We start from the raw sequence: 14,835 nt of genomic DNA, 5'->3' as shown, positions 1-14,835 counted from the left end.
TATCCTGGTTATAAAAAGATACCGCGATCCTGATCGACCCGTTCCCTTAAGTAATCCACCACGGTGCGAATGCGGGCCAGATCGCGCAGGCTTTCATGATAGGTGGTCCAATAGGCGCGGTGCAAGGTGATGTCGGGCAGAATGCGGACCAGATCGTGATGCTGCCGCGCGATGTAGCTGTGCAAAATACCGATGCCAGCGCCTGCCAGCACCGCTTCCGTCTGGCCGATGGCGGAGGAAATCTCAAAGCTGGCGTTCCAGTTGCGCATGATTTCGCCGGTAAAATTCAGCGATGGCGTGAAGATCAGGTCTTCCACATAGCCAATGCGGTGATGATCCTTGAGGGCCTCCACCGTCTCCGGCAACCCGTGGCGCTCAATATACTGGCGGGAGGCGTAAAGCGCCAAGCTGTAATCGGTCAGATGGGCCGAGACGAGGCGGCCCTGATCGGGCCGCTCCAACGTCACAGCAATATCGGCCTCGCGCTGTGACAGCGAAAACGAGCGTGGCACCGGCACCAGCTGGATTTTCAATTCCGGGTGCCGCTCAATCAAATCCCCCAGCTTGGAGGCCAGAAAAAACACGCCAAACCCATCCGGCGCGCCAATGCGCACCGTGCCTGCCACCTTGGCATCGGTGCGGCCAAGGCGGGCTTGGGCTTCCAGCATTTCGGTTTCCATCCGCTCGGCGGAGGCCAAAAACACCTCGCCCTCCGCGGTCAATTCGCAGCCATTGGTGCGGCGAATGAACAGCCGTGTTTTCAGCGCATCTTCCAGCGCCGTCAAGCGGCGTGAGAGCGTGGCGTGGTTCAGCCCCAACCGTTTTGAGGCGGCCAGAATTTGCCCCGTGCGGGCAATGGCCAGAAAAATGCGAACGTCATCCCAATTCATAACAGCATCCATTTATGCACAACGGATGCGTAAATCATCGCGTTGCGTTGTGCAAATTAAAGCGCGATAGTGGCCTATCAAAAACACTCAGGAGGAAACCCATGTATCAGATCGGGCATTTTATTGGCGGCAAGGCCGTGGCTGGCACCTCTGGCCGCAAGCAGCCGATTTTTAACCCTGCCACGGGTGAGGTGCAGGGCGAAATCTCGCTGGCCAGCGCAGACGAGTTGAACGCAGCGGTGGAAAACGCCAAGGCCGCCCAGCCGAAATGGGCCGCCACCAATCCGCAGCGCCGCGCCCGTGTGTTCATGAAGTTCGTCGAACTGCTCAACACCCATATGGATGAGCTGGCCGAAATGCTGTCGCGTGAACATGGCAAGACCATTGAAGACGCCAAGGGCGATATCGTCCGTGGCCTGGAAGTCTGTGAATTCGTTATCGGCATTCCGCACCTGTCGAAGAGCGAGTTTACCGAAGGCGCAGGCCCCAATATTGATATGTATTCGATCCGTCAGGCTGTGGGCATTGGCGCTGGCATTACCCCGTTCAACTTTCCGGCGATGATCCCGATGTGGATGTTTGCCCCGGCCATCGCTTGCGGCAATGCCTTTATCCTCAAGCCTTCCGAGCGCGATCCGTCCGTGCCGATGCGTCTTGCCGAACTGATGATTGAAGCGGGTCTGCCTGCTGGTATTCTGAATGTCGTCAACGGCGACAAGGCTGCTGTCGATGGCCTGCTGACCCATCCCGACATCGGTGCAATTTCCTTCGTCGGCTCCACCCCGATTGCCCGCTACGTTTATGGCACGGCTGCTGCCAACGGCAAGCGCGCCCAATGCTTCGGCGGTGCCAAGAACCATATGATCATCATGCCCGATGCCGATCTGGATCAGGCCGCTAATGCGCTGATGGGCGCGGGCTATGGCTCGGCTGGCGAGCGTTGCATGGCCATTTCGGTTGCCGTTCCGGTTGGTGAAGAAACAGCGGACCGGTTGATCGCCAAGCTGACCCCGATGATCGAGAGCCTGCGCATCGGTCCCTATACCGATGACAAGGCGGATATGGGTCCTGTCATTACCAAGGAAGCGCGTGACCGTATTCTGGGCCTGATTGACAGCGGCGTGGAAGCAGGGGCGAAGCTGGTTGTCGATGGCCGCGATTTCAAGCTTCAGGGCTATGAAAACGGCAATTTCGTCGGCGGCTGCCTGTTCGATAACGTCACGCCAGACATGGACATCTACAAGACCGAGATTTTTGGGCCCGTTCTCTCCGTGGTACGCGCCAAGAACTATGAAGAAGCGCTCGATCTGCCGATGAAGCATGAATATGGCAATGGCGTTGCCATCTACACCCGCGATGGCGATGCGGCCCGCGATTTCGCCAGCCGCATCAATATCGGCATGGTCGGCATCAATGTGCCGATCCCCGTGCCGCTAGCCTATCACTCCTTCGGCGGTTGGAAGGCGTCTTCCTTCGGTGACCTCAACCAGCATGGTACGGACTCGATCAAATTCTGGACCCGCACCAAGACCGTCACCAGCCGCTGGCCTTCAGGAATTAAAGACGGTGCCGAGTTCGTCATGCCAACGATGAAATGATGACGTAAGACGTCGCACCAAAAATTATCACCAAGGCGGGTCTCCAGCGGCCCGCCTTTTTTCGTGATAAAAAGCCAAAATCAACACTCCAAGCATGAAAATCTTTTCTGGAGAAACACGCTCAAAAAATGTTAATTTGGAATTGTTCAAAAGTACAAAAGCCATTATATATGCCGATATGGACGGACAAAATTGGCGCTTTGCCAAGGACCGCCAAGCGGCTAAGGTTCGCTGGACCAGCTTAAGGAGTGGCGCATGCGCTTGACGAAGCAGACCAATTACGCGGTACGCATTCTGATGTATTGCGCGGCGAACAAGGACCACCTGAGCCGTATCCCGGAAATTGCCAAGGCCTATGGTGTCTCTGAACTGTTCCTGTTCAAAATCCTCCAGCCGCTCAACAAGGCGGGTCTGGTGGAAACCGTGCGTGGCCGCAATGGCGGCGTGCGCCTGGGCCGCGCACCTGAAAAGATCAGCCTGTTTGACGTGGTCAAGGTCACGGAAGACAGCTTTGCGATGGCCGAATGCTTCGAGGACGATGGCGAGGTCGATTGCCCGTTGATCGACAGCTGCGGCCTGAATTCGGCGCTGCGCAAGGCGCTCAACGCTTTCTTCGCGGTGCTGGCGGAATATTCCATCGACGACTTGGTCAAGGCCCGCCCGCAGATCAACTTTTTGCTGGGTATCGAGGATCTGCCTCGTCTGGCAGCTGCACCGGCTGCCTGAGCCTGTTTGTTTTAAAAGTGATGATGTAGAGCGCCCTGACCTCCGGTCCGGGCGTTTTTCGTTTGTGGAGAGGCATGGGCGAAGCGGTTGACCAGGGACGGCAATACGCTACTTGAAGGTAAGTGACGTATCCGCCCGGAGAGATCAGCATGACCGCCCATCAGACAGCCGACACCGTTCGTACCAGACCTTGGGCAATCATCGTCATGGGGGTCAGCGGCTGCGGCAAAAGCTCGATTGGCGAGGGCCTGGCGAAAAAGCTTGGCGTCGCCTTCCTAGAAGGAGACAGCCTGCATCCCGCCGCCAATGTCGAGAAGATGGCCAAGGGCACGCCGCTCACTGACGAGGACCGTTGGCCCTGGTTGCAAGCGATCGGCGATAAAATGGCCGCCGCCTTGCTGGAGGGCCAGACCATTATCGTGTCCTGTTCGTCGCTGAAAAAAAGCTATCGCGACCTTCTGCGCGAGGCGACCGGCAACCGCACCGCCTTCATTTATCTGGAAGGCTCGAAAGAGCTATTGACCCGCCGCATGGGTGAACGCACCGGACATTTCATGCCGGTCAGCCTGCTGGAAAGCCAGCTTGCAACACTGGAAAGCCCGACCGGTGAGCCTTGTGTGGTGACAGTTGATATTGATCGCAGCATCGACGCCATTGTTGATGCCGCAGCAGTCGGGCTGTCGGAGCTGGAATAACCACGATTTGCGGTGATCAGGCCGGATCGATCCGGCAGCTGTGATCCTGTACATCTTCACCGCCGGAAAAACCGATGGTCGCGGCAGGTGCGACATCGCTCAGAATGATGAAGCCTGGGCCGCTGGCGAAACGGGCGCCAACCACCACCAGATTGTGGCTTGCCATCTCCGTTGACGGGTCTTTCAGGGTCTTGGCCAGCGCCAGAAACGGATTGTAGCCCGCCAGCGTATCGCCCTCGACCTTCATGGCGATGAAATGGTGTCCGGCCACCGCGACCGGCAGGGGAGCCCAGTCGGTGCTGGTCTCATTGGCCATCTTGGTCAAAAGCGCATGGGCATCCGGGCTGAGGCAGTCGATATGGATATGCAACTGGTTCTGCGAGCGGGCGTTTTGTGCGTTGACCGCCAGGCTGAGCGCATCGCGTGACAAGGGATGCGGCAGCTTGGCATCGACGGCGGCCCGTTCCTTCCAGGCATCGGCAAAGAAATTCGGCGTCTTGTCATCCAGCAGAGCAGGGCTTTCAATGCCGGTGATCTTGTCGGTCGGGATCAGCAGATGCTGCGCCACGCCACGTTGGTCCTTCAGCAGCGCGTAATGTTCGCCGGCATTGACGCTGACGCAAGGCGCTGTCGCGACAACACATTTGTCATGGACGATTTTCCACAGCGCGTCGGGATCGGCATGGGCAATTGCGGCGGCGGCAAGCAGGCCGATGAGACCAAGGGCGAGGGAGGAAAGCGGGCGGCTGGTCATAGTGATCCCTTGAGCAAATCATTGACTTCAAGCACCCGACTGTAAGGTCCGTCTGCCGATTTCCTGTGACGCCCGGTTCGTCCGCAGATCACATTTTCGGGATCTGTATCAGGCCCTGAACCGCTCCGGACGAAAGGCCGAGATATCCAGAAACGGCGTTTCGCCGCTCATCGCCTCCGCCAGCAACCGCCCCGTTACCGGACCCAGCGTCAAGCCATGATGGGCGTGACCAAACGCCAGCCACAGGCCCTTGTGGCGCGGCGCCTGGCCAATCACCGGCATCATATCCGGGGTGCAGGGCCGCGCGCCCATCCAGGGTTCCGCGTCCAGCCGCTCGGCCAGCGGAAAGATGGTGCGGGCGACTTTTTCGGCCCGCGCCAATTGTACCGGGGTTTTCGGCGCGTCGCGCAAGGCAAATTCTGCCCCGGTCGTCAACCGGATGCCCTGGGTCATCGGGGCGAGAAAATAGCCGCGCTCCTTGTCCATCATCCAGTTGTTCAGCACTGCATTGCCGCTGCTGGCATAGTGCATGTGGTAGCCGCGCTTGACGCCGAGCAGGAACCTGTAGCCGAGCTTGGCCATCACTTCATCCGACCAGGGGCCAAGCGCCACCACGACCTGTTTGCCATCGATCACGCCATCGTCGGTGGTGACCTGCCAGCCGCTGCCTGCCTGTTTCAGGCTCAAGGCATCACCATGCATGAAACGTCCGCCAAGCTTTTCGAACGTGGCGAGATAGGCCTTGGTCAGTCCGAGCGGATCGAGCACCGACCAGGGATCGTTCCATTTCAGCCCGCCGATGAAATCCTGGCTCAGATGCGGCTCTTCGCGGGCCAGATCGGCTGCCGTCAGGGTTTGAAATTGAATACCGTATTCACGCCCCAGCCGTTCGGCCTCAGCCACTTCCTTGTCGCGCACGGCCTGGGTGCGAAACGCCTCGACCCAACCGTCCTTGCGGATCAGCGCTTCGGCCCCCGATGCCTCGATCAGCTCTTTATGTTCGGTGATTGAATGCTCGATCAGCGGCGCATAGGCCCTGGCGATCACCTCATGGCGCGGCTTGTTGGAATGCCACCAATAGGAGGAGAGGAAAGCGGCAAGCTTCGGCAGGGCCTTCAGATGATAATGCGCATCGATCCGGTTGTTGAGACCGTAGCGCAGGATCAAGCCAAGATCCTGCGGAAAGCCGTAGGGCACGACGCCTTCGCGCTGGATCAGCCCGGCATTGCCGTAGGACGTTTCCTCGCCTGCGCCCCGCCTGTCCACCAGCACCACAGATTTGCCGCGCCGCGCCAGCTGAACAGCGGTGGACACGCCGATAATACCAGCGCCAAGAACAATTGCATCGACAGACATGAAAAGACCCACGGTCAAGGATTGACTGCCACGACCATGCAAAAGCGCTGGGAAATGCGCAAATGAAAACTTTCTGAAATGGCAGGATTTTTATCCTGCCATTGCGGTGCTTCGGGCTTTCTCTACTACCGGTTTCAAATAAAGGATCTCAGATATTCAGAAAGGCACAGAATGGCCATCGCCTGCCCATAGGGCATCGAGGTTAGCTTGATATTGCGATAGAAATCGAGATCAGAACCCATGGCGGTGCCGAAGGACACCTGGTTCAATTCGCCCTTGGCGTCGATATTGGCAATGACGCCGCGCACCGCCCGTTCCGCCACGGGTCGATAGTCCGCGCTGATATACCGTTTGCGCACCGCTTTCATCAGTCCATAGGCAAAACCGGCGGTGGCCGAGGCTTCCAGATAGCTGCCCTCGTCATCGACCAGCGTGTGCCAGAGGCCGGAAGGGTCCTGATATTTGGCAAGGGCTGCGGCCTGTCGATCGAGCGTCGAGAGCAGATGACGCCGCACCGCGTCGCCTTCCGGCAATTGCAAGAGATCGATGAATTCCGGAATGGCGATGGTCACCCAGGAATTACCGCGCGCCCAGAGTGCGCGGGCAAAATTATGATTGCCATCGAAGGTCCAGCCATGGAACCACAGGCCGGAGGCGCGGTCGGCGAGATATTGGCTGTGGATCAGAAACTGATATTTCGCTTCCTCCACATAGTCCGGGCGGTTCAACAGCAGGCCGATCTTGGCGAGCGGCATGACGCTCATCATCAATGTATCGTCCCACATCTGCTGGTCGTTGACGCTGTTATAGACGATATGCTGCAAACCACCTTCGCGGGTGCGCGGCATCTCGTACATCACCCATTCGGCCCAGGTTTCCAGATAGGGGATAAAGACCGGGTTGGGCGAATGTTCATATAGGCAAGCGAGCGTCAGAAACGGGCAGACCGTGTTGATATTCTTGGTCGGCGTGCCCTCGGCAAGTCTTGCCGAAAACCAGTCTGTGATAACAGCCATCGCCTTGGCATCGCCGGTCTGCTGCCAGTATTTGAACAGGCCGTAAAGCCCGATACCATGGGTCCATTCCCATCCGGCCCAGCCCTTGGTGTCGATCACCCGCCCATCGTCCAGCCGCAGCAGGAATTCCCCTGTCGTGTCTGTGATGTTGATCAGATTGTCCGTCAACCGGCCAATCAGCCCGACAACCTCATTGCGCGTTACGAACCGCTCCGGCTGCGCCAGCAAAGGATGCATGGTCATGAATAACTCCTCCCGCGACGCCCTCCACAGCGTCGGCGTGAAGGGAGCATAGACGGGAGGGGATTGCAAGCAGGAGGCGCGGTAGGAGGCGTTCGGCGGGTGCGGTGAACACGCTTTCGACATTGACTTTATCTTTTGGGTGGGGTGGTCTGACGAAAGATGATCATTGCCATACAGCATATGGGCACCATCTATTTGGCAGAATCTCTCAAAATAAAAGGGGTTGAGCCCATGGACATCAAAAGAAACGGCACCCAACCTTCCACCAAAGGTCCATCGGACTGGTTTTCCGGCACGGTCCGCATCGATCCGTTGTTTTCGCCCAACAATGCCCGCCGCGCCGCCGCAGCCAGCGTGACATTCGAGCCCGGCGCACGCACCGCCTGGCACACGCATCCCCTCGGCCAGACGCTGATCGTCACCGCCGGCCTCGGCCTCGTGCAGCGCGAGGGTGGCCCGATCGAAACCATCAATCCGGGTGATGTCGTCTGGTTCGAGCCCGGCGAAAAGCACTGGCACGGTGCCTCCGCGACCACAGCCATGACCCATATCGCCATTCAGGAGCAGCTGGATGGAAAGGTGGTAGACTGGCTGGAGCAGGTGACGGACGAGCAGTATCGATCCGGGTGATTGGGTTTACGCTCCGCCACAACAATGCGTCTCATTGGAGACGCCCGGGCGCATACCTGCGCCAGGTCTCATACCTGTGACGGCGAGGTCATCAGTCTTAGTCGTGTGCATTTTGTGGAAAGGTGATCTCTGTCGTGAAGCCCTTGGTTGGCAGCACGTCGAACCGGAAGCCATGCAGTTTGGTAATCGCGGCCACCAAGGTCAATCCCAAACCCAACCCTCTTGTGTGGCGGCTTCGGTCTGAGCGGTAAAAGCGCTGAACAAGGAGATTTCTCTCGCTCTCTGGCACGCCTGGGCCAGTGTCGCTCACGCGGAGCGCTTTTCGCTCGTCTTCCACGACAAGGCAAACATCGATCCTGCCGCCCTCGGGCGTGAATTTTATAGCGTTATCAACGAGATTGGCGACGGCCTCGAAAATCAGATCCCGATCTCCGTGAACGACAATGTCGGCATCTGCCCTCACTGTCAGTGTCAGCTGCTTCTCTTCAGCAATGGGCTCATAGAGGTCCCCGACTTCCAGCACGAGCTCCGCGAGTTCCACTTTGTCAAATGCCTGAAGTCGGCGCGCTTGTTCAATCTCTCGAACCCGCAAAATGGCTGTGACAATGGAGATTGCGTGGTCAATTCCTGAAATCGCCCGATCCATGGCGATCTGCATGTCCTCAACGGAGGTCGCATGGCGCCGAGCCCTTTCCAGGCCGAGGCGCACTCTGGCCAGAGGTGTTCTCAAATCGTGGGCTATATCGTCACCGACCGCGGCGAGGTCCTCAATGAAGGTCTGCATTTCGTCGAGCATGCCGTTGACGATTTGGGCAAGGTTGTCGAGCGGGTCCTGCACATTGCGGTAGGGCAGGCGTTGTTTCAAATCGCCCGCAACAATCTGTGCGATCCGGATTTGCATTTCGTTGACGCGCCTGTGAGCGTTCAAGCCAAAAAACACCGCTGCCGCCAGGCCAAACGTCAGCACCGGAACCAGGCCAAACAGCAGCCCTCTTTCCACCATGGATGCGGCCTGCTCATTATCGGCCGTACTCCAGCCAACGAACAGAATATTGCCATCTGGCAGGCGTCGCGCAACGGCACGCGCCCGCTGTTGTCGCGGTGGTGTTTGGTCCGTGCGCACAATAGAAACCTGTCTGGGCGGCATATCCAGTGCCAGTCCCGACGGAAATTCCTGGACATTTCCCGACACACGGTGGCCATCGGTTGTGAAAATACCCGTTGGCTTCACCCGTCGCGGGTCTTGTCTTACGCGTTCCTCATAGGCATCCATCCGCCCCAGAAGAGCACCTTGTGTGATGACGCTTGCTTCTTGCAAAACCAGCTCATCCAGTTGATTGATCAACTCGCGGCCAGTGGTCTGGACATAGGCAAAGCTAAAGCTCAGCACCATGGGAACGGTTATCGCTGTCACCAACACCACCACATAGCGGAAACGGGATTGCCGGACCCATTCAACCGGGCGCGCGAAGTACAAAACCTTCTCCACGAATATTGGAGATCATCGGGTGATCTCCCGGATGATCAATTTTTCGCCTGAGCCGACCCATATGCACATCGATGAGGTTTGAATCGGGAACGAATTTATATTTCCAGACTTCCTCAAACAGCATTCCTCGGGTCAGAAGCTGCTCGCAATGGCGCATCATATATTCGAGCAGCTTGAATTCACGGGGGAGAAGCTCAATTTCTCTTTCGCCGCGGCAAGCGCTTCGCTCCAGAAGGTCAAGCTCAAGCGGTCCAACCCGCAGCACTTTTGCCGACATGTCAGCGGGGCGGCGAAGAAGGGCTTCCACACGGGCGACAAGTTCGAGGATCGCAAAGGGCTTGGTGAGATAGTCGTCGCCACCGGCCCGCAGGCCGCGCACACGGTCATTGACGGCACTGAGAGCACTGATGACAAGCACAGGCGTGCGAACCTGTTCGCGCCGCAGTGTATCAATCACAGCAAGGCCATCCATACCAGGCAGCATACGGTCAACGATCAGGATATCAGCCCCGCCATTCCTTGCGCGTTCAAGGCCCCTGGCACCATCGGATTCCCAGTCAACGGCGTATCCGTAATCTTTCAGCTCAGCGCAGATATCTTGTGCCGTATCTTCATCATCCTCAATAAGGATAACTTTCGCCATGGCCTATTCCTTGATGCGTCGGTACCTCCATAGATGTTGCAGGTCATCCATTATTGCCAGAGCACACGCGTTTCAAATGCCGATTTGCTGTTTCAATCCTACGGTTTTTCAAAAAATAGCGCAATTGTGCGGTGTGTGATTCAACGCACGCCTGCCATAGCCAGGCTTGCCGTCAAGGACCGGGACGAGCGTTCTTAAATTTCTATTTAATGGCTTTTGTCATGTCACTGCGTCAAACCCCAGCAACTGCGCGACAGAAAGTCGCGTGCTGACTTGTCACAATGCTGCATAATCCTCCCTCAAACCGGAATCGGTTCAGGGACTATGCAGCACATTTAAAACGTTACAGCGTCCTTTGTGCGTTTTATAAAACGTACGGTGCTGTAGGGTGCGATCGTCAAAGGTCATGGCAGTCGCCCTTAACCTCAATTAGGTGCCAGATGCCCGTTCATCCTAAAGACAACCCATCCATTGCCGCAGGCATCCAAGGCCCGGTTTTGAGCCGCCGTCAGCTTTTGGGATCGGCAGCCACAGGGGCGGTCGTTCTCGGTGCGACCTCTGTGCCGAGCTGGGCGCAAGCGCCGGAAAAAACCGTGGATGTCCTTTTGATCGGTGGCGGCATCATGAGTGCGACGCTGGGTGTTTTGCTCAGCCAGCTTGAGCCGAATTGGACGATTGAAATGCTCGAGCGGCTCGACGCCGTGGCCATGGAAAGCTCCAACGGCTGGAACAATGCCGGCACGGGGCATTCGGCCCTTGCCGAGCTGAATTATTCGCCGATGGATGCGAAAGGCAATGTGCATATCGAAAAGGCGATTGAGATCAATTCGGCCTTCCAGATCACACGCCAGTTTCTTGCCCATCAGGTTGATGTTGGCGTGTTGAAAAATCCGCGCTCGTTCCTCAACTCGACACCGCACATGAGTTTCGTCTGGGGCGATGAGAACACGGCGTTTCTTGCCAAGCGGTTTGAAGCGTTGAAAGCCAGCCCGCTGTTTTCCGGCATGCAGTTTTCGACCGATCACGACAAGATTGCCGAATGGGTGCCGCTGATGATGGACGGGCGTGATCGCGCCCAGAAGCTCGCCGCCACCTGGAGCCCCCTTGGCACCGACGCCGATTGGGGCGAAGTGACCCGCCAGTATGTCACGCATCTGAAGAGCCATCCAAACTTTGCGCTGCGCACCTCCACCGAAGTGCAGGCGATTGAAAAGACCAGCGACGGATCCTGGAACGTCAGCACCTCCAATCGCAAGGATGGATCGTCAACCACCGTCAAGGCGAAGTTCGTGTTCATCGGTGCGGGCGGTGGGGCGTTGCACCTTCTGCAGATGGCGGGCATTCCTGAAGGCGATGATTACGCGGGCTTCCCCGTCGGCGGTTCGTTCTTGGTCTGCGACAAGCCGGAAATCGCAAACCAGCATTTTGCCAAGGCCTACGGGCAGGCTTCCACCGGTGCGCCGCCAATGTCGGTTCCGCATCTCGACACCCGCGTGTTTGAAGGCAAGCGTCACCTGTTGTTTGGCCCCTTCGCAACCTTCTCGACAAAGTTCCTGAAGGAAGGATCGCTGTTCGATCTGCCTGCGACAATCACGCTCGAAAACATCTGGCCAATGTTGAAGGTTGGCTATGATGAGTTTGATCTGGTCGAATATCTGGCCGGGCAGCTCTTGCTGTCAGACGCAGATCGGCTGGAGGCCCTGCGCGCGTATTTTCCCAATGCCAAGGCCGAGGATTGGCGCCTTTGGCAGGCAGGCCAGCGGGTTCAGATCATCAAGAGAGACGCCAAAAAGGGCGGTATTCTCAAGCTCGGAACAGAAATTGTGGCGGCCAAGGATGGCAGCATTGCCGCCCTGCTCGGCGCTTCTCCAGGCGCTTCAACGGCTGCACCGATCATGCTGGATCTGCTCCAGAAAGTGTTTGCCGAGAAATTGGCGACACCGGAATGGCAGGAGAAGGTGCGCACCATGGTGCCAAGCTATGGCGTCAACCTCAATGAAAACCCCGATATGCTGGCCAAGGAATGGGCGGCGACGGCAGAGCGCCTTCAACTGACGCTCGCACCACCGGCAATCGACATGTCCGCAATCACAAAGCCAGGCGTCAGCGCACCGGCGGCAGACATCAAACGTGTGCCGGACATGGCTCTGTAAGTTCTGGCCTTACGCGAGAATGAATGCGCGCCTTGGCGTGCATTCGGCGGATCCTGGCAAAAATATATGTCCTCGCATGCAGTATTGTGTGTTTTATGAAGTGCACAATACTGTAGCATCAGCGCAAAGGCGATGAGTTGCGTGCCAGACCATAGGCGAGAATTTCAACTGTAATTTTCTGCACATGGTCTGCGTTTACATTGAGCTGAATTTCACCCGGTATAAAAAGAGAAAGATCGATCATGAGTGATCATCACGTCGTGGTTGTTGGTGGCGGCTTTGGCGGGCTTCAGCTGGTCCATGATCTCAAAGGCAGCGGAGCGCGGATAACGCTGATTGATCGGCGAAACCATCATCTTTTCCAACCTCTTCTCTATCAGGTTGCAACAACCATTCTGTCCACGTCGGAAATCGCCTGGCCCATTCGCCATCTCTATAGCGACCGGCAGGAGGTTTCGACATTGCTGAGTGAAGTCGGTGGCGTCGATGTCGCTGCAAAGCAGGTCATGTTACGCAGTGGGGCATCCATATCCTACGACACGCTTGTTCTGGCCACCGGAGCGACCCATGCCTATTTCGGACACGATGAATGGGAGCCTGTGGCACCGGGCCTGAAGACGCTGGAGGATGCCACGACAATTCGCCGCCGCCTTCTTCTTGCCTTCGAGCAGGCAGAAACCACCTCTGACCCGGCGATGCGTGAGGCGCTTCTGACCTTCACCATTGTTGGGGCCGGCCCAACAGGCGTCGAACTTGCCGGCATTATCGCCGAGCTGGCACACAAGACTCTCCCCAAGGAATTTCGCGTCATCGATACCCGCAGGACAAAGGTGATCCTGGTCGAGGCGGGCCAACGTGTGCTGCCAAGCTTTGCACCGGAACTGTCTGCCTATGCGCAAGGCGTGCTGGAAAACCTCGGTGTTGAGGTTCGTCTTGGACAGCCTGTTACACAGTGCTCAAGCGAGGGCGTTCAGATTGGTGAACAGTTCACTCCAAGCCGGACGATCGTCTGGGCGGCTGGTGTTCAGGCATCAGCAGCCGCGCGTTGGCTCAGTGTTCCCGCCGACAGGGCGGGCCGCGTGGTTGTAGGGAAGGACCTTACCGCGCCAGAAATGCCCGATGTCTTTGTGATCGGTGATACCGCGTCGGTTATCCAAGGCAATAACACGCCCGTGCCGGGTATTGCGCCTGCCGCCAAACAACAGGGCGCCTATGTCGCCAAAGTGATCAAGGCAAGACTGAAAGGCAAACCCGCTCCCGCGCCATTCCATTACCGGCATCAAGGGAGCCTTGCCACCATCGGCCAGAGCGCGGCCATCGTTGACTTTGGCAAGGTAAAGCTAACAGGTAGTCTCGCATGGTGGATATGGGGTCTCGCCCATATCTATTTTCTCATCGGCACGCGCTCAAGACTTGCGGTCGCCTGGAGCTGGTTGTGGATTTATCTCAGCGGCCAGCATAGTGCCCGCCTGATTACTCAAAAAGAGACGATGAGGGATGAAGGGCAGGCAAAAAAATAGAATTCTATAAATAATATCATTGCATTAAGTCGTGCAGCGACCCAGCCGAGATTGATGTTGCGCAAGGGGCTCAAACTGCCAGCCCTTTCCGCTGAGGCATCCTCGCCTGACAAGAACTTCGAATATCTCAAATTTATCAATGACTTGATTTACTCGATAACTTCATGCGAAGAGTCATTTTCTATGACTCTTCGCATGAGATACAGGGCGCTGTATTGCGCGGTTGGTGGCAAGTTACCGTGCAAAGGCACCGGCGATCTTGCGGCCGAGTGCCCGTGCTGGGGAAGCGATCGGCGTTTCGGCGTGGCGAGCAGGCTGCATAGCTGCATAGCTGACACTTGGTGGCCGCCAGAGATCTTGAACTGCGAGAGAAGCGCATTTAGCGAGCCAACCTCTCGTGCCAGGCCGTGGCTGGCGGCGGTGGTTTCCTCCACCATGGCAGCGTTTTTCTGGGTATCCTGTTCCATTTGGTTAACGGCAGTGTTGATCTGCTGCAAGCCACTGGATTGCTCGTGGGCAGCATCGACGATAGCGCTAACATGGCGGTTAATTTCCTGCACTTCGGCCACCATGGTTTCCAGCGCTTTCCCGGTTTCACCCATCAGCTGGACGCCGGATTGCACCTGGGTGTTGGATGTGTTGATCAGCGCCTTGATGTCCTTGGCGGCATTGGCGGAGCGTTGCGCCAGTTCACGCACTTCCTGCGCAACCACGGCAAAGCCCTTACCAGCTTCACCGGCGCGGGCGGCTTTCACACCAGCGTTCAGGGCAAGAAGGTTGGTTTGGAAAGCAATCTCATCAATCACGGTGATGATATTGGAGATTTCGCTGGACGATTTTTCAATCTGCTCCATCGCAATCACGGCACGGCGCACCACGTCACCGGATTTTCGGCTCCTGCCTTGGTGCGGGCCACCAAGACGCCCGCCTCCTGCGCCCGCTTGGTGCTATCGTTCACGGCTGTGGTGATTTCTTCCAGAGCGGCGGCGGTTTGTTCCACGGATGCTGCCTGCTGTTCCGTGCGCCTGGCCGGATCATCGGCTGCCGATTTGATTTCATTGGCGCCTGCGTCAATGGCATGGGCAGGTGTTTCTTTCGCTACCCCGGATACCAAGAAGAATG

The 14,835-nt window shown here is 57.3% G+C and carries 13 protein-coding genes and 1 pseudogene; 6 read left to right on the top strand and 8 right to left on the bottom strand.

The annotated features are described in order from the left end of the window. Positions 1 to 8 precede the first annotated feature (8 nt). Positions 9 to 890 carry a LysR family transcriptional regulator gene (locus H1Y61_RS16220; protein ID WP_180573209.1) on the bottom strand — a complete coding sequence of 294 codons (882 nt, stop codon included), beginning with the start codon at positions 888 to 890 and terminating at the stop codon, positions 9 to 11. Between the two features lie 101 nt (positions 891 to 991). Between H1Y61_RS16220 and H1Y61_RS16215 the strand changes: the two genes are divergently transcribed. The 3 genes from H1Y61_RS16215 to H1Y61_RS16205 all read left to right on the top strand — a co-directional run bounded on the left by H1Y61_RS16215 (position 992) and on the right by H1Y61_RS16205 (position 3,909). Beyond that, a complete protein-coding gene (locus tag H1Y61_RS16215) occupies positions 992 to 2,488 on the top strand; it encodes a CoA-acylating methylmalonate-semialdehyde dehydrogenase (protein WP_180573208.1) in 1,497 nt (498 codons plus the stop codon). A gap of 255 nt (positions 2,489 to 2,743) precedes the next feature. Next, the gene (gene rirA / locus H1Y61_RS16210; protein ID WP_015915017.1) at positions 2,744 to 3,214 is read left to right on the top strand and encodes an iron-responsive transcriptional regulator RirA; all 471 of its coding nucleotides are present in this window, start codon (positions 2,744 to 2,746) and stop codon (positions 3,212 to 3,214) included. A 149-nt stretch (positions 3,215 to 3,363) separates the two neighbouring features. After that, positions 3,364 to 3,909, top strand: a complete 546-nt coding sequence (locus H1Y61_RS16205) for a gluconokinase (RefSeq protein ID WP_180573207.1) — start codon at positions 3,364 to 3,366, stop codon at positions 3,907 to 3,909. Positions 3,910 to 3,925: 16 nt separating this feature from the next. Here H1Y61_RS16205 and H1Y61_RS16200 read toward each other — a convergent pair whose 3' ends face one another. The 3 genes from H1Y61_RS16200 to bglB form a co-directional block, all read right to left on the bottom strand. Beyond that, positions 3,926 to 4,663 (bottom strand): CDP-diacylglycerol diphosphatase, encoded by a 738-nt coding sequence (locus tag H1Y61_RS16200; protein WP_180573206.1) that lies wholly within the window; start codon positions 4,661 to 4,663, stop codon positions 3,926 to 3,928. Between the two features lie 108 nt (positions 4,664 to 4,771). Continuing rightward, complete coding sequence (locus H1Y61_RS16195; protein WP_180573205.1) at positions 4,772 to 6,019, bottom strand: NAD(P)/FAD-dependent oxidoreductase; 1,248 nt, start codon at positions 6,017 to 6,019, stop codon at positions 4,772 to 4,774. A 134-nt stretch (positions 6,020 to 6,153) separates the two neighbouring features. Continuing rightward, positions 6,154 to 7,278, bottom strand: a complete 1,125-nt coding sequence (gene bglB / locus H1Y61_RS16190) for a beta-galactosidase BglB (protein WP_234903249.1) — start codon at positions 7,276 to 7,278, stop codon at positions 6,154 to 6,156. Between the two features lie 231 nt (positions 7,279 to 7,509). Here bglB and H1Y61_RS16185 point away from each other — a divergent pair, with 231 nt between their 5' ends. Continuing rightward, positions 7,510 to 7,908, top strand: coding sequence for a (R)-mandelonitrile lyase (locus H1Y61_RS16185; RefSeq protein ID WP_174110072.1), 399 nt, complete (start codon positions 7,510 to 7,512; stop codon positions 7,906 to 7,908). A 97-nt stretch (positions 7,909 to 8,005) separates the two neighbouring features. Here H1Y61_RS16185 and H1Y61_RS16180 read toward each other — a convergent pair whose 3' ends face one another. After that, a complete protein-coding gene (locus tag H1Y61_RS16180; protein WP_235680774.1) occupies positions 8,006 to 9,385 on the bottom strand; it encodes a sensor histidine kinase in 1,380 nt (459 codons plus the stop codon). After that, positions 9,363 to 10,040, bottom strand: a complete 678-nt coding sequence (locus H1Y61_RS16175) for a response regulator transcription factor (protein ID WP_180573204.1) — start codon at positions 10,038 to 10,040, stop codon at positions 9,363 to 9,365. The genes H1Y61_RS16180 and H1Y61_RS16175 overlap by 23 nt, the downstream gene beginning before the upstream one ends. Positions 10,041 to 10,480: 440 nt before the next feature. On the opposite strand from H1Y61_RS16175, the gene mqo reads away from it, so the two are divergent. Beyond that, positions 10,481 to 12,193 (top strand): malate dehydrogenase (quinone), encoded by a 1,713-nt coding sequence (mqo, locus tag H1Y61_RS16170; RefSeq protein WP_174110073.1) that lies wholly within the window; start codon positions 10,481 to 10,483, stop codon positions 12,191 to 12,193. A gap of 118 nt (positions 12,194 to 12,311) precedes the next feature. Here the strand turns inward: mqo and H1Y61_RS26970 are convergent, their stop codons facing one another. Beyond that, positions 12,312 to 12,437 carry a hypothetical protein gene (locus H1Y61_RS26970; RefSeq protein WP_267972635.1) on the bottom strand — a complete coding sequence of 42 codons (126 nt, stop codon included), beginning with the start codon at positions 12,435 to 12,437 and terminating at the stop codon, positions 12,312 to 12,314. Between H1Y61_RS26970 and H1Y61_RS16165 the strand changes: the two genes are divergently transcribed. Further along, positions 12,436 to 13,713 carry an NAD(P)/FAD-dependent oxidoreductase gene (locus tag H1Y61_RS16165; protein ID WP_180573203.1) on the top strand — a complete coding sequence of 426 codons (1,278 nt, stop codon included), beginning with the start codon at positions 12,436 to 12,438 and terminating at the stop codon, positions 13,711 to 13,713. The two genes, H1Y61_RS26970 and H1Y61_RS16165, sit on opposite strands and share 2 nt — an antisense overlap. A 234-nt stretch (positions 13,714 to 13,947) precedes the next feature. Here H1Y61_RS16165 and H1Y61_RS16160 read toward each other — a convergent pair. Then, positions 13,948 to 14,797 (bottom strand): annotated as a pseudogene (locus H1Y61_RS16160) (methyl-accepting chemotaxis protein); the annotation flags it as partial. Between the last annotated feature and the right edge of the window lie 38 nt (positions 14,798 to 14,835).

It is taken from the genome of Agrobacterium vitis (assembly GCF_013426735.1).
GTDB lineage: Bacteria > Pseudomonadota > Alphaproteobacteria > Rhizobiales > Rhizobiaceae > Allorhizobium > Allorhizobium vitis_D.
Note: the sequence above shows the minus strand (reverse complement) of the source record. Positions and strands in the feature narration are given on the sequence as shown.

Bases quoted from the DNA above. Each gene is read 5' to 3' on its own strand.
- H1Y61_RS16220 (WP_180573209.1), bottom strand. From the start codon at position 890: ATGAATTGGGATGACGTTCGCATTTTTCTGGCCATTGCCCGCACGGGG.
- H1Y61_RS16215 (WP_180573208.1), top strand. From the start codon at position 992: ATGTATCAGATCGGGCATTTTATTGGCGGCAAGGCCGTGGCTGGCACC.
- rirA (WP_015915017.1), top strand. From the start codon at position 2,744: ATGCGCTTGACGAAGCAGACCAATTACGCGGTACGCATTCTGATGTAT.
- H1Y61_RS16205 (WP_180573207.1), top strand. From the start codon at position 3,364: ATGACCGCCCATCAGACAGCCGACACCGTTCGTACCAGACCTTGGGCA.
- H1Y61_RS16200 (WP_180573206.1), bottom strand. From the start codon at position 4,663: ATGACCAGCCGCCCGCTTTCCTCCCTCGCCCTTGGTCTCATCGGCCTG.
- H1Y61_RS16195 (WP_180573205.1), bottom strand. From the start codon at position 6,019: ATGTCTGTCGATGCAATTGTTCTTGGCGCTGGTATTATCGGCGTGTCC.
- bglB (WP_234903249.1), bottom strand. From the start codon at position 7,278: ATGACCATGCATCCTTTGCTGGCGCAGCCGGAGCGGTTCGTAACGCGC.
- H1Y61_RS16185 (WP_174110072.1), top strand. From the start codon at position 7,510: ATGGACATCAAAAGAAACGGCACCCAACCTTCCACCAAAGGTCCATCG.
- H1Y61_RS16175 (WP_180573204.1), bottom strand. From the start codon at position 10,040: ATGGCGAAAGTTATCCTTATTGAGGATGATGAAGATACGGCACAAGAT.
- mqo (WP_174110073.1), top strand. From the start codon at position 10,481: ATGCCCGTTCATCCTAAAGACAACCCATCCATTGCCGCAGGCATCCAA.
- H1Y61_RS16165 (WP_180573203.1), top strand. From the start codon at position 12,436: ATGAGTGATCATCACGTCGTGGTTGTTGGTGGCGGCTTTGGCGGGCTT.
- H1Y61_RS26970 (WP_267972635.1), bottom strand. From the start codon at position 12,437: ATGATCGATCTTTCTCTTTTTATACCGGGTGAAATTCAGCTCAATGTA.